19 protein-coding genes are annotated in these 21,870 nt (G+C 71.4%); 7 read left to right on the top strand and 12 right to left on the bottom strand.

From position 1 onward, the window contains the following. Positions 1-36 precede the first annotated feature (36 nt). Together pyk and ACFYW9_RS23515 are read right to left on the bottom strand one after the other, a co-directional pair. Positions 37-1,473 carry a pyruvate kinase gene (gene pyk / locus ACFYW9_RS23510; protein ID WP_389153633.1) on the bottom strand — a complete coding sequence of 479 codons (1,437 nt, stop codon included), beginning with the start codon at positions 1,471-1,473 and terminating at the stop codon, positions 37-39. A 241-nt stretch (positions 1,474-1,714) separates the two neighbouring features. Then, positions 1,715-2,443, bottom strand: a complete 729-nt coding sequence (locus tag ACFYW9_RS23515) for an SIMPL domain-containing protein (RefSeq protein ID WP_389153636.1) — start codon at positions 2,441-2,443, stop codon at positions 1,715-1,717. A gap of 139 nt (positions 2,444-2,582) precedes the next feature. Here ACFYW9_RS23515 and ACFYW9_RS23520 point away from each other — a divergent pair, with 139 nt between their 5' ends. Then, positions 2,583-4,388, top strand: a complete 1,806-nt coding sequence (locus ACFYW9_RS23520) for a 5'-nucleotidase C-terminal domain-containing protein (protein WP_389153639.1) — start codon at positions 2,583-2,585, stop codon at positions 4,386-4,388. A 147-nt stretch (positions 4,389-4,535) separates the two neighbouring features. Here the strand turns inward: ACFYW9_RS23520 and ACFYW9_RS23525 are convergent, their stop codons facing one another. From ACFYW9_RS23525 to ACFYW9_RS23545, 5 genes are all read right to left on the bottom strand, one after another. Further along, positions 4,536-5,975 (bottom strand): SidA/IucD/PvdA family monooxygenase, encoded by a 1,440-nt coding sequence (locus ACFYW9_RS23525; protein WP_351872332.1) that lies wholly within the window; start codon positions 5,973-5,975, stop codon positions 4,536-4,538. Next, positions 5,972-7,435, bottom strand: a complete 1,464-nt coding sequence (locus ACFYW9_RS23530; protein WP_389153643.1) for a pyridoxal phosphate-dependent decarboxylase family protein — start codon at positions 7,433-7,435, stop codon at positions 5,972-5,974. The genes ACFYW9_RS23525 and ACFYW9_RS23530 overlap by 4 nt, the downstream gene beginning before the upstream one ends. A 434-nt stretch (positions 7,436-7,869) precedes the next feature. Then, positions 7,870-10,362 carry an aminopeptidase N gene (pepN, locus tag ACFYW9_RS23535; protein WP_389153646.1) on the bottom strand — a complete coding sequence of 831 codons (2,493 nt, stop codon included), beginning with the start codon at positions 10,360-10,362 and terminating at the stop codon, positions 7,870-7,872. Positions 10,363-10,497: 135 nt separating this feature from the next. After that, entirely contained in the window at positions 10,498-10,923 is a 426-nt protein-coding gene (locus ACFYW9_RS23540; protein ID WP_389153649.1) for a chorismate mutase, read from the bottom strand. A gap of 139 nt (positions 10,924-11,062) precedes the next feature. Further along, positions 11,063-11,845, bottom strand: a complete 783-nt coding sequence (locus tag ACFYW9_RS23545; protein WP_389153652.1) for a serine protease — start codon at positions 11,843-11,845, stop codon at positions 11,063-11,065. Positions 11,846-12,132: 287 nt separating this feature from the next. On the opposite strand from ACFYW9_RS23545, the gene ACFYW9_RS23550 reads away from it, so the two are divergent. Together ACFYW9_RS23550 and ACFYW9_RS23555 are read left to right on the top strand one after the other, a co-directional pair. Continuing rightward, positions 12,133-13,026, top strand: a complete 894-nt coding sequence (locus ACFYW9_RS23550; RefSeq protein WP_389153655.1) for a hypothetical protein — start codon at positions 12,133-12,135, stop codon at positions 13,024-13,026. 79 nt (positions 13,027-13,105) lie between these two features. After that, on the top strand, positions 13,106-13,852 hold the full coding sequence (locus ACFYW9_RS23555; RefSeq protein ID WP_389153658.1) for an ankyrin repeat domain-containing protein: 747 nt from the start codon (positions 13,106-13,108) through the stop codon (positions 13,850-13,852). Positions 13,853-13,855: 3 nt separating this feature from the next. Here the strand turns inward: ACFYW9_RS23555 and ACFYW9_RS23560 are convergent, their stop codons facing one another. Both ACFYW9_RS23560 and ACFYW9_RS23565 read right to left on the bottom strand, forming a co-directional pair. Next, a complete protein-coding gene (locus tag ACFYW9_RS23560) occupies positions 13,856-14,770 on the bottom strand; it encodes an SDR family oxidoreductase (protein ID WP_389153661.1) in 915 nt (304 codons plus the stop codon). Further along, positions 14,767-15,543, bottom strand: coding sequence for an SDR family oxidoreductase (locus tag ACFYW9_RS23565; RefSeq protein ID WP_389153904.1), 777 nt, complete (start codon positions 15,541-15,543; stop codon positions 14,767-14,769). Before ACFYW9_RS23565 ends, ACFYW9_RS23560 begins: the two co-directional genes overlap by 4 nt. A gap of 100 nt (positions 15,544-15,643) precedes the next feature. Between ACFYW9_RS23565 and ACFYW9_RS23570 the strand changes: the two genes are divergently transcribed. From ACFYW9_RS23570 to ACFYW9_RS23585, 4 genes are read left to right on the top strand one after another with little or no spacing between them, the layout of a single operon-like run. After that, positions 15,644-16,396 carry an enoyl-CoA hydratase family protein gene (locus ACFYW9_RS23570; RefSeq protein ID WP_389153664.1) on the top strand — a complete coding sequence of 251 codons (753 nt, stop codon included), beginning with the start codon at positions 15,644-15,646 and terminating at the stop codon, positions 16,394-16,396. After that, a complete protein-coding gene (locus tag ACFYW9_RS23575) occupies positions 16,393-17,259 on the top strand; it encodes a CoA transferase subunit A (RefSeq protein ID WP_389153667.1) in 867 nt (288 codons plus the stop codon). Before ACFYW9_RS23570 ends, ACFYW9_RS23575 begins: the two co-directional genes overlap by 4 nt. Further along, complete coding sequence (locus ACFYW9_RS23580) at positions 17,256-18,080, top strand: CoA-transferase subunit beta (RefSeq protein WP_389153670.1); 825 nt, start codon at positions 17,256-17,258, stop codon at positions 18,078-18,080. Before ACFYW9_RS23575 ends, ACFYW9_RS23580 begins: the two co-directional genes overlap by 4 nt. Beyond that, positions 18,080-19,174 carry an NAD(P)H-dependent flavin oxidoreductase gene (locus ACFYW9_RS23585; RefSeq protein WP_389153673.1) on the top strand — a complete coding sequence of 365 codons (1,095 nt, stop codon included), beginning with the start codon at positions 18,080-18,082 and terminating at the stop codon, positions 19,172-19,174. Before ACFYW9_RS23580 ends, ACFYW9_RS23585 begins: the two co-directional genes overlap by 1 nt. A gap of 45 nt (positions 19,175-19,219) precedes the next feature. Here ACFYW9_RS23585 and ACFYW9_RS23590 read toward each other — a convergent pair whose 3' ends face one another. From ACFYW9_RS23590 to ACFYW9_RS23600, 3 genes are read right to left on the bottom strand one after another with little or no spacing between them, the layout of a single operon-like run. Next, positions 19,220-20,377: an acetyl-CoA C-acetyltransferase gene (locus ACFYW9_RS23590; RefSeq protein WP_389153676.1), complete on the bottom strand. Its 1,158-nt coding sequence runs from the start codon at positions 20,375-20,377 to the stop codon at positions 19,220-19,222. A 31-nt stretch (positions 20,378-20,408) separates the two neighbouring features. Continuing rightward, complete coding sequence (locus tag ACFYW9_RS23595) at positions 20,409-21,026, bottom strand: TetR/AcrR family transcriptional regulator (RefSeq protein ID WP_351872368.1); 618 nt, start codon at positions 21,024-21,026, stop codon at positions 20,409-20,411. A 15-nt stretch (positions 21,027-21,041) separates the two neighbouring features. Next, complete coding sequence (locus tag ACFYW9_RS23600) at positions 21,042-21,833, bottom strand: SDR family oxidoreductase (RefSeq protein ID WP_389153684.1); 792 nt, start codon at positions 21,831-21,833, stop codon at positions 21,042-21,044. Positions 21,834-21,870 lie beyond the last annotated feature (37 nt).

Here is a 21,870-nt window from a genome sequence, read left to right on the forward strand (position 1 = left end):
GCGGCTCAGGAGGGGCCCGTCGGACGGGGTGCCGTGCTACTTGGGGCTGTCGTCCTCGCCCACGTGGTGGACGCGGACCAGGTTCGTGGTGCCGGAGACTCCGGGCGGGGAGCCGGCGGTGATCACGACGATGTCGCCCTTGGCGCAGCGGCCGTACTTCAGGAGGAGTTCGTCGACTTGGTCGACCATGGCGTCGGTGGAGTCGACGTGGGGGCCGAGGAAGGTCTCGACGCCCCAGGTGAGGTTGAGCTGGGAGCGGGTGGCGGGGGTGGGGGTGAAGGCGAGGAGCGGGATGGGTGAGCGGTAGCGGGAGAGGCGGCGGACGGTGTCGCCTGACTGGGTGAAGGCGACGAGGAACTTGGCGCCGAGGAAGTCGCCCATTTCCGCTGCGGCTCGAGCGACGGCGCCGCCCTGGGTGCGGGGTTTGTTGCGTTCGGTCAGCGGGGGCAGTCCCTTGGCGAGGATGTCCTCCTCGGCGGCCTCGACGATGCGGCTCATCGTCCTGACCGTCTCGACGGGGTATTTGCCGACGCTGGTCTCGCCGGAGAGCATGACGGCGTCGGTGCCGTCGATGACGGCGTTGGCGACGTCGGAGGCCTCGGCGCGGGTGGGGCGGGAGTTCTCGATCATCGAGTCGAGCATCTGGGTGGCGACGATGACCGGCTTGGCGTTGCGTTTGGCGAGTTTGATCGCGCGCTTCTGGACGATGGGGACCTGTTCCAGAGGCATTTCGACGCCGAGGTCGCCGCGGGCGACCATGATGCCGTCGAAGGCGGCGACGATGTCGTCGATGTTGTCGACGGCCTGGGGCTTTTCGACTTTGGCGATGACGGGAAGGCGGCGGCCTTCCTCGTCCATGATGCGGTGGACGTCGTGGATGTCCTTGCCGCTGCGGACGAAGGAGAGGGCGATGACGTCGAAGCCGGTGCGCAGGGCCCAGCGGAGGTCGTCCTCGTCCTTGTCGGAGAGGGCGGGGACGGAGACGGCGACGCCGGGGAGGTTGAGGCCCTTGTGGTCGGAGACCATGCCGCCTTCGATGACGGTGGTGTGGACGCGGGGGCCGTCGACGGAGGTGACTTCGAGGCAGACTTTGCCGTCGTCGACGAGGATGCGTTCACCGGGAGTGACGTCCGTTGCCAGTCCGTCGTAGGTGGTTCCGCAGTGGTCGCGGTCGCCTTCGGCGCCTTCTTCGACGGTGATGGTGAAGGTGTCTCCGCGTTCAAGGAGTACGGGGCCTTCGGTGAAGCGGCCGAGGCGGATCTTCGGGCCTTGAAGGTCGCCGAGGATTCCGACGCTGCGGCCGGTTTCGTCGGATGCCTTTCGGACGTGTCGGTAGCGTTCCTCGTGGTCGGCGTGGGTGCCGTGGCTGAGGTTGAAGCGGGCTACGTCCATTCCAGCTTCGACCAGGGCTTTGATCTGGTCGTACGAGTCGGTGGCGGGGCCCAGTGTGCAGACGATTTTTGCTCGGCGCATGATTCGAGCCTAGGCCTTACCGGTCGGTAGAGAATTGGTCGCGCATGACTACTCAACAACCTTTGCGTGAAGGGTTATTGACAACTGTTGAATTGTGCGCCACGCCGCTCCGATGAGCAGGGCGTTGTTCTCGGTGCGGTCGGCGCGTTCTTCCGCTCGTGCCCGTCCAGTGTGCTCCGGGCTGTGGGGCGGGTGCGTGGAAGAGTTCTGTGGTGACTTTCCGTGATGCTTCCAGGTGTGGCTAGAGCCGTGGCGGTGCCATGGTGAAGCGGGCGTCGACCTGGGCGTGGACGTGCTGGCGCTGGGGTTCGAGGTCGAGGGGGGCGGGTTCGTCCTCGGTGGGGCCGGCGCCGTAGGCGGCCCGGCTGAGCGCGCGGGTGCTCCGGGGGACTCGGGGGTGGGTGTCCTCGGCGCCGGTGTCGGCGAGTTCGACGAGTGCGGTGAGGGTGGTGCCGAGGGCTTCGGCGTATTCGCGGGCGCGTTGGACGGCTTCGCGGACGGCTTGTTGGCGTGCGGTGCGGTGGGCGGGTGAGTCGGGGCGCAGGGCCCACCAGGGGCCGTCCACGCGGGTGAGGTCGAGGTCGGCGAGGGCGGTGGTGAGTTCGCCCAGTGCGGTGAAGTCGTTGAGTTCGGCGGTGATGTGGACGAGGCCGTGGTGGGTGCGGACGCGTTCTCCGCGGCCGTGCCGGCCGAGTTCGGGGGTGATGGTGAGGGCGCTGGTCTCGAGGTGTTCGACGGCGTCGCCGTAGGTTTTGACGAGGTCGAGGGCGAGGGTGTTGCGGCGGGTGAGGTCGGCGAGGGTTTCGCGTCGGTCTTTGCCGCGGGCGGTGACGGTGACGGTGATGCGGGCGATCTCGGGGTCGACTTCGAGACGGGCTTCGCCTCGGACGGCGATGCGGGGCGTGTCGGGGGTGCCGTAGGGGACGGGGGGTGGGGTCGGGTGGGTGGCGGGGGCGGCGTCGGGGGTCATACGTCCCACTCTGTCAGGAGGTGGGGGGTCCGTGGCGCCGTACGGCCACGAGATGGAAACCTCCAGGGTCTTTTGCGGGGGCGGGTGTTGGGCCAGAATCTACGCGCGTCGTTGACCAATTTCCCTAGGAGTTCGAGCCATGCCGTTGAATCGCCGGAAGTTTCTGAAAGAGTCCGCCGTGACGGGTGCGGGGGTGGCGCTCGCGGGTGTGGGCGCGGCTCCGGTGGCGCAGGCCGCGGAGAGGGCGAAGGGGGGCCGGCCGGTGAAGCGGTACGAGCTGACGGTGATGGGGACCACCGATCTGCACGGTCATGTCTTCAACTGGGACTACTTCAAGGACGCGGAGTACGCGGACAAGGCGGGTAACGCTCAGGGTCTGGCGCGCATCTCGACGCTGGTGAACGAGATCCGTGCGGAGAAGGGGCGTTGCAACACGCTGCTGCTGGACGCCGGTGACACGATCCAGGGCACGCCGTTGACGTACTACTACGCGAAGGTGGATCCGATCACCGCCAAGGGCGGTCCGGTGCATCCGATGGCGCAGGCGATGAACGCGATCGGCTATGACGCGGTGGCGCTCGGGAACCACGAGTTCAACTACGGGATCGAGACGCTGCGGAAGTTCGAGTCGCAGTGCCGTTTCCCGCTGCTGGGCGCGAACGCGCTGGACGCGAAAACGCTGAAGCCGGCGTTTCCTCCGTATTTCATGAAGGAGTTCCACGTCCACGGCGCGCCGCCGGTGAAGGTGGCGGTGCTGGGTCTGACGAACCCGGGTATCGCGATCTGGGACAAGGCGTATGTGCAGGGCAAGTTGACGTTCCCGGGGCTTGAGGAGCAGGCGGCGAAGTGGGTGCCGAAGCTGCGGTCGATGGGTGCGGACGTGGTGGTCGTGTCGGCGCATTCGGGTGCGTCGGGTACGTCGTCGTACGGTGACCAGTTGCCGTACGTGGAGAATTCGGCGGCGTTGGTGGCGCAGCAGGTGCCGGGGATCGACGCGATCCTGGTGGGTCACGCGCATCTGGAGATACCGGAGCTGAAGGTCACGAACACGGCGACGGGGAAGACCGTCGTGCTGTCGGAGCCGCTGGCGTACGCGGAGCGGATGTCGGTGTTCGACTTCGCGCTGGTCTTCGAGAAGGGGCGCTGGACGGTCGAGTCGGTGGCCGCGTCGGTGCGCAACACGAACTCGGTGGCGGACGACCCGAAGATCACGCGGCTGCTGAAGGACGAGCACGACGTGGTCGTGGCGTACGTCAACCAGGTGGTCGGTACGGCGACGGAGACGTTGACGACGGTGGAGGCGCGTTACAAGGACGCTCCGATCATCGATCTGATCACCAAGGTGCAGGAGGACGTGGTCAGGGCGGCGCTGGTGGGGACGCAGTACGCGTCGTTGCCGGTGATCGCGCAGGCGTCGCCGTTCTCGCGGACGTCGGAGATCCCGGCCGGGGATGTGACGATCCGGGATCTGTCGAGTCTGTATGTGTACGACAACACGCTGGTGGCGAAGGTGTTGACGGGTGCGCAGGTGCGGGCGTACCTGGAGTATTCGGCGAACTATTTCGTGCGGACGCCCGTGGGTGCGGTGGTCGACACGGAGAAGCTGACGAACGCGAACGGTCGTCCGGACTACAACTACGACTATGTTTCGGGGCTCGCGTACGACATCGACATCGCGCAGGCGGAGGGTTCGCGGATCAAGAACCTGACGTACGGCGGTGCGCCGTTGGACGACGCTCAGCAGTTCGTGTTCGCGGTGAACAACTATCGTGCCAATGGTGGCGGCGCGTTTCCGCATGTCGCTTCGGCGACCGAGGTGTGGTCGGAGTCGACGGAGATCCGGACGCGTATCGCGGAGTGGGTCACGGCGAAGGGTGTGCTGGACCCGAAGGGGTTCGCGTCGGTGGACTGGAAGCTGACGCGTGAGGGTGTGCCCGTGTTCTAGGGCGTTCTTGGTTCAGGTCGGCGGCGTCGGCGCGGTTTCTCGCGTCGGCGCCGTTTGTCTTGGGCGGGTGTAGAAGGCGGTCGGAGGATCCCGGCCTGTGTGTGAACCGATCGGTGGGGCTCGTCCGATGAGGGGATGTGGGGGTGGTCATCGTCCTTCGACGAGGGGGATGAGGGGGACGAGGCGGGTGAGGGTTCGGGGTTCCTGGCGGGCGGCGGGGACGCGGTGGGTGTGTTCGAGGCCGAAGGTGGTGAAGGCGGTGCGGCCGGGGAGGGGGTAGGGGTCTTTGCCGGTGAGGGAGTTGAGGATGGTGGCGCTGCGCCAGGCGGCGAGGCCGAGGTCGGGGGTGCCGACGCCGTGGGTGTGGAGTTCGGCGTTCTGGACGTAGACGCGGCCGGTGACGGTGGGGTCGAGGACGAGGCGGAACTCGTTGTCGATGTCGGGGCGTTCGGCGTTGTCGCGGCGGAGGTAGGGGTCGAGTCCGGCGAGGAGGGGGGCGATGGGGCGTTCGCGGTAGCCGGTGGCGAGGACGACGGCGTTGGTGGTGAGGCGGGACCGGGTGCCCTGCTGTGTGTGTTCGAGGTGGAGTTCGATCTTGGTGGTGGCGATGCGGCCGGCGGTGCGGACGGTGACGGCGGGGGTGAGGACGGCGTCGGGCCAGCCGCCGTGGAGGCTGCGGCGGTAGAGCTCGTCGTGGATGGCGGCGATGGTGTCGGCGTCGATGCCTTTGTGGAGTTGCCATTGGGCGGCGAGGAGGCGGTCGCGGACGGGTTCGGTGAGGGCGTGGAAGTAGCGGGTGTAGTCGGGGGTGAAGTGTTCGAGGCCGAGTTTGGAGTACTCCATGGGTGCGAAGGCCTCGGTGCGGGCGAGCCAGTGGATCTTTTCTCTTCCGGTGGGGCGGTTGCGGAGGAGGTCGAGGAAGACTTCGGCTCCTGACTGGCCGGCGCCGATGACGGTGATGTGGTCGGCGGTGAGGAACCGGTCGCGGTGTTTGAGGTAGTCGGCGGCGTGGATGACGGGTGCGTCGGGGGCTTCGACGAGTGGTTTGAGGGGTTCGGGGATGTGGGGGGCGGTGCCGACGCCGAGGACGATGTTGCGGGCGTGGGTGCGGCCGAGGGCCTGGGTTCGGCCGTGGGTGTCGAGCTGGGTGAAGTCGACTTCGAAGAGCTCGTGTTCGGGGTTCCAGCGGACGGTGTCGACCTGGTGGGCGAAGCGGAGTCCGGGGAGGTTGTCGGAGACCCAGCGGCAGTAGGCGTCGTACTCGGCGCGTTGGATGTGGAAGCGCTCGGCGAAGTAGAAGGGGAAGAGGCGGTCGCGGTCCTTGAGGTAGTTGAGGAAGGACCAGGGGCTGGTGGGGTGGGCGAGGGTGACCAGGTCGGCGAGGAAGGGGACTTGGAGGGTGGCGCCGTCGATGAGGAGGCCGGGGTGCCAGTCGAAGCCGGGGCGTTGTTCGTAGAAGACGGTGTCGAGTTCGGTGAGGGGGTGGGCGAGGGCGGCGAGGGAGAGGTTGAAGGGGCCGATGCCGATGCCGACCAGGTCGCGGGGCGTTTCGGCGTCGGGGCGCTGGGGGTGGGGTGTCGGTCTCATCGGGGGGTGTGTCCTTCCACCAGTTTCAGGAGCGTGGCCAGGTCGCCCGGCCGGGTGTGGGGGTTGAGGAGGGTGGCTTTGAGCCAGCGGCGGCCGTCGAGGGTGGCGCGGCCGAGGACGGCGCGGCCTTGGTCGAGGAGGGTGCGGCGTACGGCGGCGACGGTGTCGTCGGTGGCGCCTTCGGGCCGGAAGAGGACGGTGCTGATGACGGGGTGGTCGTAGAGCTCGAAGCCGGGGTGTGCGGCGGTGAGGTCGGCGAGTTCGTGGGCGTGGGCGCAGACCTGGTCGACGAGGTGGCCGATGCCGTGGCGTCCGAGGGTCTTGAGGGTGACAGCGATCTTGAGGATGTCGGGGCGGCGGGTGGTGCGCAGGGAGCGGCCGAGGAGGTCGGGGTGGCCTGCTTCGGTGTCGTCGTCGGCGTTGAGGTAGTCGGCCCGGTGGGTGAGGGGGGTGAGGTCGGTGGGGTCGCGTACGGCGAGGAGTCCGGCGGCGACGGGCTGCCAGCCGAGTTTGTGCAGGTCGAGGGTGACGGTGTCGGCGCGGGCGAGTCCGTCGAGTTTGCCGCGGTGCCGGTCGCTGAAGAGGAGGCCTCCGCCGTAGGCGGCGTCGATGTGGAGGCGGGCGCCGTGGGCGGCGCAGAGGTCGGCGATGTCGGGCAGCGGGTCGATGAGTCCGGCGTCGGTGGTGCCGGCGGTGGCGGCGACGAGGAGGGGGCCGCGCAGGTCGCTGAGGGCGCTGTCGAGGGCGGCGGGGTCGAGGGTGCCGGCGGGGGTGGGGAGGACGACGGGTTCGGGCAGGCCGAGGAGCCAGGTGGCGCGGTGGAGGGAGTGGTGGGCGTTCGCTCCGCAGACGAGTTGGATGCCGTGGTGTCTCTCGCGGGCGAGGAGGAGGGCGAGTTGGTTGGATTCGGTGCCGCCGGTGGTGACGAGGGCGTCGCCCTGCGCGCCTCGCGTGCCCTCCGCGCCTCGCGTGCCCTGCGCGAGCTTCGTCTCCTCCGTGTCCTTCGTCCCCTCCGTGCCTGAGGTGTGCGAGGTGTCGTCCGGGTCGCCGTAGACCAGGTCGGCGAGGGCCCGGGTGAGGAGTGCCTCGAGTTCGGAGGCGGCGGGCGCCTGGTCCCAGGAGTCGAGGGAGGGGTTCAGGGCGGAGGCGGCGAGGTCGGCGGCGGTGGCGACGGCCAGGGGCGGGCAGTGCAGGTGCGCCGCGCACAGGGGGTCGGCGGGGTCGGCGGCGCCTTCGGCGAGGGCGCGGACGAGGGTGTGCAGGGCGTCGGGGCTGCCGTGGTGGGGCAGGGGGTCGCCGAGGGCTGTGCGCAGGCGCTCGGCGACGTGTGCGGGTCCTCCGGCGGGGAGGGGGCCTCCGCGGGCGGCGGTGCCTTCGGCGAGTGCGTGCAGGACGGTGTCGAGCAACGGCCGCAGTGCGTCGGAGCCTTCGGGGCCTGAGGCGAGGGGCGGCGTGCTCATGGGTGTCCTCCGGTGGACGTGCGGCGGGGTCCTTCCCGGCGTTGCGTGTTTTGGGCAGGTGCGCCCGCCAAGGACAACGATTCGGTCCCGGCGGGGGTACTGCCGTACGGAGGATTTGTGTGACGGGGGCGCACGCGCGGGACGCCGGACGGCTGCGGGGGCAGCTGTCCGGCGTCCGGGTTCGCGTCTGGTGTCCGGTGCCTCTGTGTCCGTCGGCGGCTAGGGCCTGTCGTTTGGATCAGGTTGCAGGGCATCGACGGGACTGCTCTGCGCCGGTGAGCGGGGTCTGGTGCGTGCAGCTGCAAGGCGGAGGAGGGAGCCAACGTGGAGCGTCGGCGACCGACGACAACGCCGCTGGGGGTCCCCCCTGCTCGCAGAGCTTGGGGGAGTGCGTGCCAGACCCCGCGTCTGCGAACTGATCCAAACGACAGGTCCTAGGCCTGCCTCACCCGCAACGCGCGTGCGAGGTCGTCGAGTTGGTCGGTGAGTTTGCGGCGCAGGGCCGGGATGAGGTCGGCGTCGCGCAGGCAGCTCTCGCCGAGGGCGAGGGTCTCGGGGGTGACGGCGCAGGCGGGGAAGGCCCAGCGTCCTGCGGCTTCGGCGATGGCGGGGCCGCGTCGTTCGGCCACGGCCACGGCGTCGGACCAGTAGCTCTCGACGTAGGCGTGGACGAGGCCGGCCTGTTCGGGCTGCCAGAAGCCCTGGGCGGTGGCGGTGAACAGGTAGTTGGAGAGGTCGTCGGTGGCGAACATCGCGTCCCAGGCGGCGCGTTTGGCCTGGGGGTCGGGCAGGGCGGCGCGGCAGCGGGCGGCGCCTTCCTGGCCGGTGGCGCTGGGGTCCTGGACGAGTTCGGCTTCGATCACGGCGTCGTCGACGGCGCCGAGGACGCTGAGCCGGCCGAGGATGCGCCAGCGCAGCTCGGGGTCGAGTTCGGGGCCGCCGGGGACGGTGCCCTCGGAGAACCAGGCGCTGATGGTGTCGGGGTGGACGGCGACGTCGATGAGGTGGCGTACGGCGGTCAGGCGCAGTCCGGGCCGGGAGCCGTCCTCGGTGCGGCGGATGAGGTCGCGGCACAGGTCGGTGAGGGTGGCGAGGGCGGTGGCCCGCTGTTCGGGGCTCAGGTACCGGTCGGCGACGTGGGCGGTGGCGAAGGTGAGGACGCCCTGGACGACGGCGAGGTCGGTCTCGTGCGGCAGTTGGGTGCGGGCGGTCTCGATGTAGGCGGTGGCGGGCAGTTCGCCGTCGCGTACGGCGTCGCGCAGGGCGTTCCAGACGACGGCCCGGGTGAGGGGGTCGGGGAGGCCGGCGAGGGCGGCTCGTACGGTCTGGAAGGACCTGGTGTCGAAGCGGACCTTGGCGTAGGTGAGGTCGCCGTCGTTGAGGAGGAGCAGGTCGGGGCGGCGGCCGGGCCGGGGGTCGGCGGAGTCGTCCTGGGGGACGTCGAGTTCGAAGCGGTCGCGCAGGGTGAGCCGGTTGCCCTCGCCGGGGACGATGTCGTAGGCGCCGACAGCGATGCGGTGGGGACGGCTGCCCTGGTGGGCGACGGTGAGCCGCCACTGGCCGTCGGCTTCGGTGATCTCGGGTGTGAGGGTGTCGACGCCGGTGGTGCGCAGCCAGGCGTCGGCCCAGGCGTGGACGTCGCGTTCGGTGGCGGAGGCGAGGTTGTCGATGAAGTCGGCGAGGGTGGCGTTGGCGAACTTGTGGCGGGCGAAGTGGGTGTTGATGCCGGCCAGGAAGTCCTTCTCGCCGAGCCAGGCGACGAGTTGGCGCAGTGCGGAGGCGCCCTTGGCGTAGGAGATGCCGTCGAAGTTGAGCATGGCGGACGCGGTGTCGGGGACGGCGTCCGGGTCGGGGGCGACGGGGTGGGTGGAGGGGCGCTGGTCGGCGTCGTAGCCCCAGGACTTGCGGGCGACGCCGAAGTCGACCCAGGTGTCGGTGAAGCGGGTGGCTTCGGTGAGGGTCTGGTAGCCCATGTACTCGGCGAAGGACTCGTTGAGCCAGATGTCGTCCCACCAGCGCAGGGTGACGAGGTCGCCGAACCACATGTGGGCCATTTCGTGGGCGATGACCATGGCGCGGGTCTGGCGCTCGGTGTCGGTGACGGCGGAGCGGTAGATGAACTCGTCGCGGAAGGTGACGAGGCCGGGGTTCTCCATGGCGCCGGCGTTGAATTCGGGGACGAACGCCTGGTCGTAGGAGTCGAAGGGGTAGGGCTCCTCGAACTTCTCGTGGTAGCGGTCGAAGCAGGCGCGGGTGACGTCGAGGATCTCGTCGGCGTCGGCGTCGAGGTACGGGGCGAGGGAGCGGCGGCAGTGAAGGCCGAAGGGCAGGCCGCCGTGTTCGGTGCGTACGGAGTGCCAGGGGCCTGCGGCGACGGCGACGAGGTAGGTGGAGATCAGCGGGGTGGGGGCGGCTTTCCAGCGACCGTCGCCGAGGTGTTCGGTGACGCCGTTGGCGAGGACGGTCCAGCCTTCGGGGGCGGTGACGGAGAGCTCGAAGACGGACTTGAGGTCGGGCTGGTCGAAGGCGGCGAAGACGCGCTGGACGTCTTCCATGAAGAGCTGGGTGTAGAGGTAGGTCTCGCCGTCGGTGGGGTCGGTGAAGCGGTGCATGCCCTCCCCGGTGCGGGAGTAGCGCATGGAGGCGTCGACGCGCAGTTCGTGCTCGCCGGCGGTGAGTCCCTTGAGGGGGAGCCGGTTCTCGTCGAGGGTCGCGGCGTCGAGGGGCCGGCCGTCCAGGGTGACGGAGCGCAGTTCGGCGGGCTTCATCTCGACGAAGGTGTCCGCGTCGGCGCGGGCGGTGAACCGGATGACGGTCAGGGAGTCGAAGGTCTCGTCCCCTCCGGTCAGGTCGAGTTCGATCCCGTAGTGGTGGACGTCGAGGAGCTTGGCACGGGTCTGCGCTTCGTCGCGCGTCAGTACGGACATGAGGCCATGCTGCCCGATGGTGCGGGTCAGGACACAGGGGTGGTCCGGTATATGCGCATTGACGCCGACTGGTCACGGACTGCGGTCGGGGCGCGGGAGGGGCGGCCGGAACGGCGGAGCGGCGGCCCGCCGCCGTCACTCCCGCGTGTCGGCCGTGCCGGTCGTGGTTGCCGCGCCGGTCGTGGCGGTATCGGCGGCCGTGGTGGTCTCGGCGATCGGGTCGGCCGTGCCGGTCGTGGCGCCGCCCGCGTCGTCCGCGATGCGCTCGTGGTGCCGGATGACCTCGGCGATGATGAAGTTCAGCAGCTTCTCGGCGAAGGCCGGGTCGAGCTTCGCGCTCTCGGCCAGGCGGCGCAGCCGGGCGATCTGGTGGGCCTCGCGGGAGGGGTCGGCGGGCGGAAGCTGGTGGGCGGCCTTGAGGTGGCCGACCTGCTGGGTGCATTTGAAGCGTTCGGCGAGCATGTGGACGACGGCGGCGTCGATGTTGTCGATGCTGTCGCGCAGCCGGGCGAGCTCCGCCCTGACGTCGGGGCCGGCTTCCTGGGGCGTGCTGGTGGTCATGACAGCCAACCCTACGTGGCCCGCGGGGCCCGATCCTGAGGGGGCGCCGTGCGGCGGTCGCCCGCGACCTGGGTCGCGGGCGCCGCGCGCAGGGGTCGTACGGGTCCTGCGGGTGGGGCGGGCCGTACGGCGGGCGGGGTCAGAGGCCGGCGGCCGCCCTGGCTATGTCGGCGGCGAAGGTCGAGACCTCGCTGTAGACGCCGGGGTATCCGGGCCGGGCGCAGCCCTCGCCCCAGCTCACGATGCCGACCTGGATGTAGGCGCCCGTGTCGTCCTTGCGGAACATGGGTCCGCCGGAGTCGCCCTGACAGGTGTCGACGCCGCCCTGGGCGACGAATCCGGCACAGATCTCGTCGCCGGGGACGAGGTCGCTGCCGTACGCCTGCTTGCAGGTGGCGTCGTCGACGAAGGGGACGGTGGCCTTGAGCAGGTAGCGCTGCTGGGCGCCGCCTTCGCGGGCGGCACCCCAGCCGGCGACGGTGAAGTTGCCGTTGTTGTAGGCGGTGTTGGTGGCGATCTTCAGGGTGGGCAGCGCGATGGGACTGGCGAGCTTGATGAGGGCCCAGTCCTTGCCCGTGCCGTTGTAGCCGGGGGCCTGGAGCACCTTGGTGGACTTGACCTTGACGGCGCTGCTGCTCTGGAGGTCCACGACGCCGGCGGTGGCGGTGATGGAGGTGTTGGTGCCGGAGCCGTTCACGCAGTGCGCGGCGGTCAGGACGATGTTCTGGGTGTAGAGGGCGCCGCCGCAGCCCATGGAGAGGCGGACCATGAAGGGGAATTCGCCCTGGGCGGCGCGGGTGCCGCCGACGACGGGTGCGGGTGCGGCGTGTGCGGCCGTCGGCTGGAGGGAGACGGTGGCGAGGGCGACCGCGGCGACGGTGAGCAGTCTTCTGACGACGCCGTACTTCCTGAGAGACTTCAACGTGCTTCCTTTCGTGGGGGGTTGTCGGCAGGGCGGGTGCACGGGGAATGCTCAATGGCATGCACCTGCCAAGCTGGTGGGGATTATGGGGACCGGCCGCCGCGGCGGGCAAGAGCCTCATTCCGGCCAGCCGCCGCCCGGCCCGCGCGGCGCCCCGTCTCCGGGCGGAACCCCGCTCGCCCCACGCCCCGTCTCCGGGCGGAACGCCACTCGCCCCGCTCCCCCGCCACCGGGCGGAACCCCGCTTACAGTGGAGAGGAGTTCCGGCGTCTTCTGGGGGTGCGGGCGTGGCGAACGGCGGACCCGTCGAGCACGGCTACCCGCATCTGGACACGGTGCGGGCATCGGTCACCGCGCTCTACAAGCGGCTCTCGTACGACACCATCCACACCTTCGCGACCAGCGTGGCGCCCGCCGACGTGGCCTTCGCGGACGTCGACGACCTGCATCTGGGCGCGCAGCGCGTCGCCCGTGAGATGGTGCGGCACTACCGGCTGCCGGACGCCCGGATGATCGTCGGCTTCCGTGAGATGACCCACGCGGCGCATGTCGAACTCGCCGCGGGACCCGAGTACTTCATCGAGCTCAACGACCGCTTCCGCACCCATCGCAGGGACATCGGCGCCGCCCTCGCCCACGAGGTGATGCACGTCTATCTGCACCGCCTGGACCTCTCGTTCCCCGGCACCCGCGACACCGAGATCCTCACCGACACGGCCGCGGCCTACCTCGGCGCGGGCTGGCTCCTTCTCGACGCCTATCGCGAGGACGCCGCGTCCTCGCAGAAGCTCGGCTATCTGACACCCGAGGAGTTCGGTTACGTCCTCGCCAAGCGCGCCCTGGTCTTCGGCGAGGACCCCTCGGTGTGGTTCACCAGCCCGCAGGCGTACACCGCGTACACCAAGGGCATGGAGCTGGCCCTGCGTGACGGGCGGCAGCCCCCGCTGACCGCGGCCGGCTGGGCGGGGCGGCGCCGTTACGCCAGGGACCGCCGTCACGCCCAGGAGCACCACACCCCCGAGCACTCCGGCGTGCCCTACACCTTCGCGCCCGACGACCGCGGACCGCTGCGCGTCTCCTTCCCGTGCCCCACCTGCCACCAGCGCATCAGAGTGCCGGTCCGGGGCCGGGTACGGGCGCGGTGCGCGCTGTGCCGGACGGTGCTGGAGTGCGACACGTAGAAGCCGGGGGCGGGCCGGGTGAGGCAGAACACCCCGAAAGCCTTTGCCTCGCGCGTCCGTGGCGAGCGAGGGTCGAAGGATGAGCACGAACGACCCCACCGCACTCCTCTTCCCCGCCCTGTACGAGGGGGACGAGGACGCGGTCGTACGGCTGCTGCGGGCCGGGGTGAGCCCGGAGGCGGTCGACGAGGACGGCCAGAGCGCCCTGTATCTGGCGGCGGTGAGCGACCGGCCCGGCGTCGTACGGCTGTTGCTGGCCGCCGGCGCCGAGCCCGACCGGCTGAGTCTGGGCACGGACGCTCCGCTGTGCGGCGCGGCCTGCGGCGGCCACACGGAGGTGGTGCGCGCCCTGCTGTCGGCGGGAGCGTACCCGGACACCGTGGAGGCGTTCGGTTTCACCGCGCTGACCTGGGCCCTGCGGCGGGGTCACACCGCCGTCGCGGAGGCGCTCCTGGGGGCGGGCGCGGACCCGGGCCGGCCCGGACCGGCGGGCGAGCCCCCGCTGGTGACGGCGGCGCACCGGGGTTCGGCCGGCTGTGTACGGGCGCTGCTCGCGCACGGGGCGGGCGCGCGGGGCGAGGCGCTGGCGGAGGCCCGCCGGCTGCTCGGCGTCGGCGCCGAGGCGGAGCTGCGGGAGGGGCTGGCCCGCGCGCACGGCTCCGGCCACGCTTTCGTCACCCACCGGCATCCTTCGCCCGAGGGCGTCACCGTCGAGGTCCAGCTCCTGGACGCCCGGGGCCGGCCGTTCGCGGGTGACGACCTCCAGACCGGTCACGCGGAGATCGTCGCCCTGCTGAAGGCGAGCACGACCCGCTCCGGGCACTGAGGCTCACCGCGCCCCGTACACAGCTCCCGGAGTCCCGGCCCGCGTCAGGAGTTCGCGGGCCGTCTCGCCGGCCTCCGCCGGGGTCCACCGGGCGCCCTTGTCGGCGCTGGGGCCCGGCCGCCAGCCCTCCATCACCGTGATCCTGCCGCCCTCGGTCTCGAAGACGCGGCCGGTGACCCCGGCGCTGGCGGCCGATCCGAGCCAGACGACCAGCGGGGAGACGTTGCCGGGGTCCATGGCGTCGAATCCGCTGCCGGGGGCCGCCATCGTGTCGGCGAAGGCGCGCTCGGTCATCCGCGTGCGGGCGGCGGGGGCGATGGCGTTGACCTGGACGCCGTGGCGTTCCATCTCGGCCGCCGCGACCAGGGTCAGGGCGACGATGCCGGCCTTGGCGGCGCTGTAGTTGCCCTGCCCGACCGACCCGAGCAGGCCCGCGCCGCTGCTGGTGTTGACGACCCTGGCGTCGGGCGCGCGGCCCGCCTTCGCCTCCGCGCGCCAGTGTGCCGCCGCCTGCCTGAGCGGCAGGAAGTGGCCCTTCAGGTGGACCCGCATGACGGCGTCCCAGTCGTCCTCGTCGAGGTTGACCAGCATGCGGTCGCGCAGGAATCCGGCGTTGTTGACGAGGGTGTCGAGCCTCCCGTACGTCTCCAGGGCGGTGCGGACGAGGGACGCGGCTCCCCCGGCCGTCGCGATGTCGCCGCCGTGGGCGACCGCCTCGCCGCCCGCCGCGCGGATCTCGTCGGCCACCCGCCGGGCCGGGCTGTCCGCCGCGGGGGTGCCGTCGAGGCCGACGCCGAGGTCGTTGACGACGAGCCGGGCGCCCTCCGCGGCGTACGCCAGGGCGTGTGCCCTGCCGAGCCCGCGGCCCGCGCCCGTGACGATCACGACCCGTCCCTCGCACAGCCGTCGTGCGCTCATCGTGCTTCTCCCCGCTGGTCCTTGTTGGCGGTGGCGGCGTCGAGGAAGGCGGGCCGCTCCCCGCCTCCGTGGACGAGGACGGAGGCGCCGCTGATGTAGGCGGCGGCGTCGGAGGCGAGGAAGACCGCGGCGGCGCCGACGTCGGAGGGCTGGGCGAGGCGGCCCAGCGGGACGGTGCGGGCGACGGCGGCCAGGCCGTCCTCGCCGCCGTAGTGCAGATGGGCCAGTTCGGTGCGGACCATGCCGACGACCAGGGTGTTGACCCGGATCTCCGGCGCCCACTCGACGGCCATCGAGCGGGCCAGGTGCTCCAGTCCGGCCTTGGCGGCGCCGTAGGCCGCGGAGCCGGGCGAGGGGCGCGATCCGCTCACGCTGCCGATCATCACGATCGAGCCCCGGTTCCGCCTGAGGTGGTCGCGGGCCGCGATCGACGCGGTGAGCGGGGCGGTGAGGTTGAGCTCGATCACCCGGGCGTGCCGCTCGGCACCGGCCTCGGCCAGCGGCCGGTAGGGGGCGCCGCCCGCGTTGTTGACCAGGACGTCGAGCCGGGGCAGGGCGTCGAAGAAGGCCTGTACCGCGGCCGGGTCGCGCAGGTCGAGGGGGACGAAGTCGGCCTTGCCGAGGGGGACTTCGGGCGGCCGCCGGGCGCACACCACGACGTGGGCGCCGGCTCGCTGGAAGGCGCGGGTGATGCCCGCGCCGACGCCTCGGGTGCCGCCGGTGACGACGACGGTCCGGCCGCCGAGGTCCACGGCGGATCCGGGCCGGTCCATGGTGTCCGGGTTGTCCACAGGGCCTCCCGCGCGACCGCGATCGCTGCTAGCTTCGCATCACACCTAACAAACGTTTGGTGGAAAGGTAGCTGATGTGCCCATGGGTGTCTCCACCTCGTCCCCGGAAAAGGGGATTTCCGTCGTCACGGTCGACTTCCCGCCGGTGAACGCGCTGCCGGTGCGGGGCTGGTTCGACCTCGCCGACGCCGTGCGCGCGGCGGGCGGCGACCCGGCGGTCCGCTGTGTCGTCCTGAGAGCGGAGGGGCGCGGGTTCAACGCGGGCGTCGACATCAAGGAACTTCAGCGCGACCCGACCGGCCGGGGTGCGCTGATCGGCGCGAACCGCGGCTGTGCCGAGGCCTTCGCCGCGGTGTACGAGTGCGAGGTGCCCGTCGTGGCCGCGGTGCACGGTTTCTGCCTGGGCGGCGGCATCGGGCTGGTGGGGAACGCGGACGCGATCGTGGCGAGCGAGGACGCCGTCTTCGGCCTGCCCGAGCTGGATCGCGGCGCGCTCGGGGCGGCCACGCATCTGGCGCGTCTCGTCCCGCAGCATCTGATGCGGGTCCTGTACTACACCTCGCGCACGGTGACGGCGGCCGAGCTGCACGCGCACGGCTCGGTGTGGCGGGTCGTGCCGGGCGGGGAGCTACGGGCGGCGGCGCTGGAGCTGGCGCGCGAGATCGCGGCCAAGGACGGGCAGCTCGTCCGGCTCGCCAAGGCCGCCATCAACGGCATCGATCCCGTCGACGTGCGCCGCAGCTACCGCTTCGAGCAGGGCTTCACCTTCGAGGCCGCTCTGGCCGGCGTGGCCGCCCGTGTCCGTGACACCTTCGGCAAGGAGGCACCCCGGTGAGCGACAAGACCATGTCGGCGCAGGACGTCGTCGGCCGGCTGGAGAGCGGGATGACGCTCGGCATCGGCGGCTGGGGCTCGCGCCGCAAGCCGATGGCCCTGGTCAGAGCGCTGCTCCGCAGCGAGATCACCGATCTGACCGTCGTGTCGTACGGCGGCCCGGACGTCGGGCTGCTCGCCGCCGCCGGCCGGATCCGCACCCTGGTCGCCCCCTTCGTGACGCTCGACTCCGTCCCGCTCGAACCGCACTACCGCGCGGCCCGCGAGCGCGGCGCGTTCGAGCTGAGGGAGGTGGACGAGGCGATGTTCATGTGGGGGCTGCACGCGGCGGCGAACCGGCTGCCGTTCCTCCCGGTGCGCGCGGGGCTCGGCTCGGACGTGATGCGGGCCGATCCGGGTCTGCGGACGGTCGTCTCGCCGTATCCGGACCCGGTCTCGGGGATACGGGAGGAACTCGTCGCGATGCCCGCGCTGCGTCTGGACGCGGCCCTGGTCCACATGAACCGGGCGGACCGCGCGGGCAACGGCCAGTATCTGGGACCCGATCCGTACTTCGACGACCTGTTCTGCGAGGCGGCGGACGCGGCGTACGTCTCCTGCGAGCGGATCGTGGACACGGCGGAGCTGACGAAGGAGGCGGCGCCGCAGACCCTGCTGCTCCAGCGTTCCTTCGTGACCGGTGTGGTGGAGACGCCGAACGGGGCGCACTTCACCTCGTGCGTCCCGGACTACGGACGGGACGAGGCCTTCCAGAAGCTGTACGCGACCACGCCGTACGCCGAGTTCGCCGAGCGGTTCCTCGGCGGCGGGGAACACGCCTATCAGAGCGCCGTGCGGGACTGGCGGAAGGAGCGGGAGCGGTGAACGCGGAAGGAGCGGGAGCAGGAGCGGGGGCGGTGGGCGTCACCCGGGCCGAGTACTGCGTGATCGCGTGCGCCGAGGCGTGGCGGGGCGACGGCGAGGTGCTCGCCAGTCCGATGGGTCTGATCCCGTCGATCGGCGCCCGCCTGGCCCGGCACACCTTCTCGCCGGATCTGCTGCTGACCGACGGTGAGGCGCTGCTCGTCGGTCTCGACGGCGCCCCGGAGGGCTGGCTGCCGTACCGCAGGCATCTGACGGCGGTGACCGGCGGGCGGCGGCACGTGATGATGGGCGCGAGCCAGATCGACCGGTTCGGCAACCAGAACATCGCGTGCGTCGGCGACTGGTCCCGGCCCCGGCGCCAGCTGCTCGGCGTGCGTGGCGCGCCGGTCAACACCCTGAACAATCCGACGAGTTACTGGATCCCGCGGCATTCCCGGCGGGTGTTCGTGGAGCGGGTCGACCTGGTGTGCGGGGTGGGGTACGACCGGGCCGGCGCCGCGGGGCCGAGTGCCACCCGCTTCCATCGTCTCCCCCGTGTGGTGACGGACCTGGCCGTCCTGGACTTCGCGACGCCCGATCACTCGATGCGGCTGGTGTCCGTCCACCCGGGCGTGAGCGCCGAGCAGGTCGGGGAGGCGACGGGGTTCGGGCTGACGGTCCCGGACGAAGTGCCGTTCACCCGCGAACCGACCGCGGAGGAGCTGGAGTTGATCCGCACGGTGCTCGACCCGAAGAACCTGCGCGACCGGGAGGTACCCGATCCGGAGAACGCCGCACGGAACCGGGAGACACCCGGCGGTCCGGGCGGGGGCGGGCGCTGATGGAGACCGCGCTGACCCGGCTCGTCGGTGTCCGGCATCCCGTCGTGCAGACCGGCATGGGCTGGGTGGCGGGGCCCCGTCTGGTCTCGGCGACGGCGGACGCGGGGGCGCTGGGCATCCTGGCCTCCGCGACGATGACGCTCGACCAGCTCCGTGACGCCGTGCGGGAGGTCAAGTCGCGTACGGACCGGCCCTTCGGCGTGAATCTGCGCGCCGACGCCGGGGACGCGGGCGACCGGGTGCGGATCATCGTCGACGAGGGGGTGCGGGTCGCGTCGTTCGCGCTCGCCCCGTCCCGCGAGCTGATCGCCGGGCTGAAGGAGGCGGGGGTGGTGGTCGTGCCGTCCGTCGGCGCCCGCCGGCACGCCGAGAAGGTGGCCGCCTGGGGTGCCGACGCGGTGATCGTGCAGGGCGGTGAGGGCGGCGGCCACACCGGGGAGGTGGCGACGAGCGTGCTGCTGCCCCAGGTGGTGGACGCCGTGGACATCCCGGTGGTGGCGGCGGGCGGCTTCCACGACGGGCGGGGTCTGGTGGCGGCGCTGGCCTACGGGGCGGCGGGCATCGCGATGGGCACGCGGTTCCTGCTGACCTCCGACTCGACCGTCCCCGACGCGGTGAAGGCGCGGTATCTGGCGGCGACGATCAAGGACGTGACGCTGACGACGGCCGTGGACGGGCTGCCGCACCGCATGCTGCGCAGTGAGCTCGTCGACGCCCTGGAGAGGGCGGGCCGCACGAGGGCGTTCGTCCGGGCCGTGCGCCACGCGGCCGGGTTCCGGCGGATCTCCGGCCTCTCCTGGTCCCGCATGATCCGCGACGGCCTCGCCATGAAGCACGGCCGGGACCTGTCCTGGAGTCAGGTCCTGCTCGCCGCCAACACCCCGATGCTCCTGAAGTCCTCGATGGTGGACGGCCGGACGGATCTGGGGGTGATGGCGTCGGGGCAGGTCGCCGGGGTGATCGAGGATCTGCCGTCCTGCGCGGAGCTGGTCGAGCGGGTGATGGCGCAGGCCCACGCGACGCTGGAGGCACTTCCCGCGGCGGGCGGCACGGATCCGTCGTGGGCCGAGGCCTGCGGCGGGCCGCCCGCTTAGTGCCCGCCGGGCACGCGGGTCCGGTCCCCTCCCGTCGGGGGTCCCTCAGATCCGTTCGATGATCGTCACGTTCGCCTGGCCGCCGCCCTCGCACATCGTCTGGAGTCCGAACCGGCCGCCGGTGCGCTCCAGTTCGTGCAGCAGGGTGGTCATCAGGCGGACGCCGGTGGCGCCGAGGGGGTGGCCGAGGGCGATGGCGCCGCCGTTGACGTTGACCTTCTCGGGGTCGGCGCCGGTCTCCTTGAGCCAGGCGAGGACGACCGGGGCGAACGCCTCGTTGATCTCGACGAGGTCGATGTCGCCGATGGACATGCCGGTCTTCTTCAGGGCGTGGGCGGTGGCCGGGATGGGGGCCGAGAGCATCCGGATGGGGTCCTCGCCGCGTGCGGAGAGATGGTGGACGCGGGCGCGGGGGGTGAGGCCGTGTTCGCGGACCGCCCGTTCGGAGGCGAGCAGCATCGCGGCGGCGCCGTCGGAGACCTGGGAGGAGCAGGCGGCGGTGATGGTGCCGCCCTCGACGACCGGCTTCAGGGCCGCCATCTTCTCCGGGGTGGTGTCGCGGCGGGGTCCCTCGTCGGCGGTGACGCCGGCGAGGGGGACGGTCTCACGGGCGAAGCGGCCCTCGTCGGCGGCGCGGATCGCGCGCCGGTGGGAGCGCAGGGCGAACTCCTCCTGGTCGCGGCGGCTGATGCCCCATTTGGCGGCGATGAGTTCGGCGCCGTGGAACTGGTTGACCGGGCGGTCGCCGTAGCGGGCCCGCCAGCCCTCGCTGCCCGCGAAGGGGCCTTCGGTGAGGCCGAGGGGTTCGGCGGCCTGGCGGGAGGCGAAGGCGATGGGTATCTGGGTCATGTTCTGGACGCCGCCGGCGACGACGAGGTCCTGGGTGCCGGAGAGGACGGCCTGGGCGGCGAAGTGCACGGCCTGCTGGGAGGAGCCGCACTGCCGGTCGACGGTGACTCCGGGGACCTCCTCGGGCAGTCCGGCGGCCAGCCAGCTCGTGCGGGCGATGTCCCCGGCCTGCGGCCCGACGGTGTCCAGGCAGCCGAGGACGACGTCCTCGACGGCGGCCGGGTCCACACCGGAGCGTTCGACGAGGGCTTTGAGCACGTGCGCGCCGAGGTCGGCCGGGTGGACCGCGCCGAGTCCTCCCCTCCGGCGCCCGACGGGCGTACGGACCGCTTCGACGATGTAGGCCTCGGCCATGACGGCTCCCTTGGGGGTGTGAGTGGTGCGCTTACGTCTCCTCGCGGACGGAGATGCCGTCGAGCACCATCGACAGGTACTGCCGGGCGATCTCCTCGGGGCTGTGCTGACCGCCGGGCCGGTACCAGGAGGCGGCGACCCACACGGTGTCGCGCACGAAGCGGTAGGTGAGGCGGATGTCGAGGTCGGCGCGGAAGACCTCGGCGTCGACTCCGCGTTCCAGGGTGCTCAGCCAGGCCTTCTCGAAGTTGCGCTGGGACTCGGCGAGGAAGGCGAAGCGCTGCTGTGCGACGAGGTGGCGGGACTCCTTCTGGTAGATCGCGACGGCGGCGCGGTGCCGGTCGATCTCCCGGAAGGACTCGGTGACCAGGGCTTCCAGGGTCTCCCGGGGTCCGAGTCCGGCGTCGAGGACGGTGTCGTAGCCGTCCCAGAGCTCGTCGAGGAAGGTCCGCAGGATCTCCTCCAGCATCGATTCCTTGGAGTCGAAGTGGTAGTAGAGGCTGCCCGCGAGCATCCCGGCCTCGTCCGCGATCTTGCGGACGGTGGTGGCGTTGTAGCCCTGTTCGGCGAACACCTCGGCGGCGGTGCCGAGGAGTTCGCGGCGGCGCTCGGGGGTGGCGGTCACCTGGGGCTTCTTCTTGGTAGGCACGCGGTCATTGTCGTCCTATGCGTGCTGGCTGCTCACGGACACGACCTCGCCGGTGAGGTACGAGGAGTAGCCGGAGGCGAGGAACACGATCACGTTGGCCACTTCCCAGGGTTCGGCGTGGCGGCCGAAGGCCTCGCGGGCGGTGAGCTCTTCCAGGAGTTCGGGGGTGGTGACCTTCACCAGATGGGGGTGCAGGGCGAGGCTGGGTGAGACGGCGTTGACGCGGACGCCGTAGGCGGCGGCCTCGATCGCGGCGCAGCGGGTGAGGGCCATGACGCCGGCTTTCGCCGCGGCGTAGTGGGCCTGTCCGGACTGGGCGCGCCAGCCGACGACGGAGGCGTTGTTGACGACGACTCCTCCGCCGTCGTGTTCCTTGAGCCGTACGAGGGCGGCCCGGGTGCAGCGGAAGGTGCCGTTCAGGGTCACGTCGAGGACCTTGGACCACTGGTCGTCGGTCATGTCGACGAGGGACGCGGTGCCGCCGAGGCCCGCGTTGTTGACGACGATGTCCAGTCGGCCGTGGAGGCGCTCGGCGGTGTCGAAGAGGGCCTGGACCTGGTCCTCGGCGGTGACGTCGCAGGGCAGTGCGGTCACCTGGCCGGGGCCGAACTCCGTGGCCAGGGTCTCGGCGGTCTCCTTGAGCCGGCGGGTGTGCGCGTCGCTGATCAGGACGCGGGCGCCCTCCTCCAGGAACCGGCGTGCCGTGGCTCCGCCGATGCCGGCGCCCGCCGCGGCGGTGATGACGGCGCTGCGGCCCTTCAGCAGTCCGTGGCCGGGTACGTACGCCGGGCTCTCGACGTCGCTCATGACTCCAAGCTAACCTACCAAACACTTGTTAGGGAAG

The sequence above is a fragment of the Streptomyces sp. NPDC002698 genome, from assembly GCF_042888945.1.
In the GTDB taxonomy this organism is placed as follows: Bacteria; Actinomycetota; Actinomycetes; order Streptomycetales; family Streptomycetaceae; genus Streptomyces.

Excerpts from the sequence above, each read along its gene's own strand:
- pyk (WP_389153633.1), bottom strand. The coding sequence starts at position 1,473 with ATGCGCCGAGCAAAAATCGTCTGCACACTGGGCCCCGCCACCGACTCG.
- ACFYW9_RS23515 (WP_389153636.1), bottom strand. The coding sequence starts at position 2,443 with ATGACCCCCGACGCCGCCCCCGCCACCCACCCGACCCCACCCCCCGTC.
- ACFYW9_RS23520 (WP_389153639.1), top strand. The coding sequence starts at position 2,583 with ATGCCGTTGAATCGCCGGAAGTTTCTGAAAGAGTCCGCCGTGACGGGT.
- ACFYW9_RS23525 (WP_351872332.1), bottom strand. The coding sequence starts at position 5,975 with ATGAGACCGACACCCCACCCCCAGCGCCCCGACGCCGAAACGCCCCGC.
- ACFYW9_RS23530 (WP_389153643.1), bottom strand. The coding sequence starts at position 7,435 with ATGAGCACGCCGCCCCTCGCCTCAGGCCCCGAAGGCTCCGACGCACTG.
- pepN (WP_389153646.1), bottom strand. The coding sequence starts at position 10,362 with ATGTCCGTACTGACGCGCGACGAAGCGCAGACCCGTGCCAAGCTCCTC.
- ACFYW9_RS23540 (WP_389153649.1), bottom strand. The coding sequence starts at position 10,923 with ATGACCACCAGCACGCCCCAGGAAGCCGGCCCCGACGTCAGGGCGGAG.
- ACFYW9_RS23555 (WP_389153658.1), top strand. The coding sequence starts at position 13,106 with ATGAGCACGAACGACCCCACCGCACTCCTCTTCCCCGCCCTGTACGAG.
- ACFYW9_RS23560 (WP_389153661.1), bottom strand. The coding sequence starts at position 14,770 with ATGAGCGCACGACGGCTGTGCGAGGGACGGGTCGTGATCGTCACGGGC.
- ACFYW9_RS23565 (WP_389153904.1), bottom strand. The coding sequence starts at position 15,543 with ATGGACCGGCCCGGATCCGCCGTGGACCTCGGCGGCCGGACCGTCGTC.
- ACFYW9_RS23570 (WP_389153664.1), top strand. The coding sequence starts at position 15,644 with ATGGGTGTCTCCACCTCGTCCCCGGAAAAGGGGATTTCCGTCGTCACG.
- ACFYW9_RS23585 (WP_389153673.1), top strand. The coding sequence starts at position 18,080 with ATGGAGACCGCGCTGACCCGGCTCGTCGGTGTCCGGCATCCCGTCGTG.
- ACFYW9_RS23590 (WP_389153676.1), bottom strand. The coding sequence starts at position 20,377 with ATGGCCGAGGCCTACATCGTCGAAGCGGTCCGTACGCCCGTCGGGCGC.
- ACFYW9_RS23600 (WP_389153684.1), bottom strand. The coding sequence starts at position 21,833 with ATGAGCGACGTCGAGAGCCCGGCGTACGTACCCGGCCACGGACTGCTG.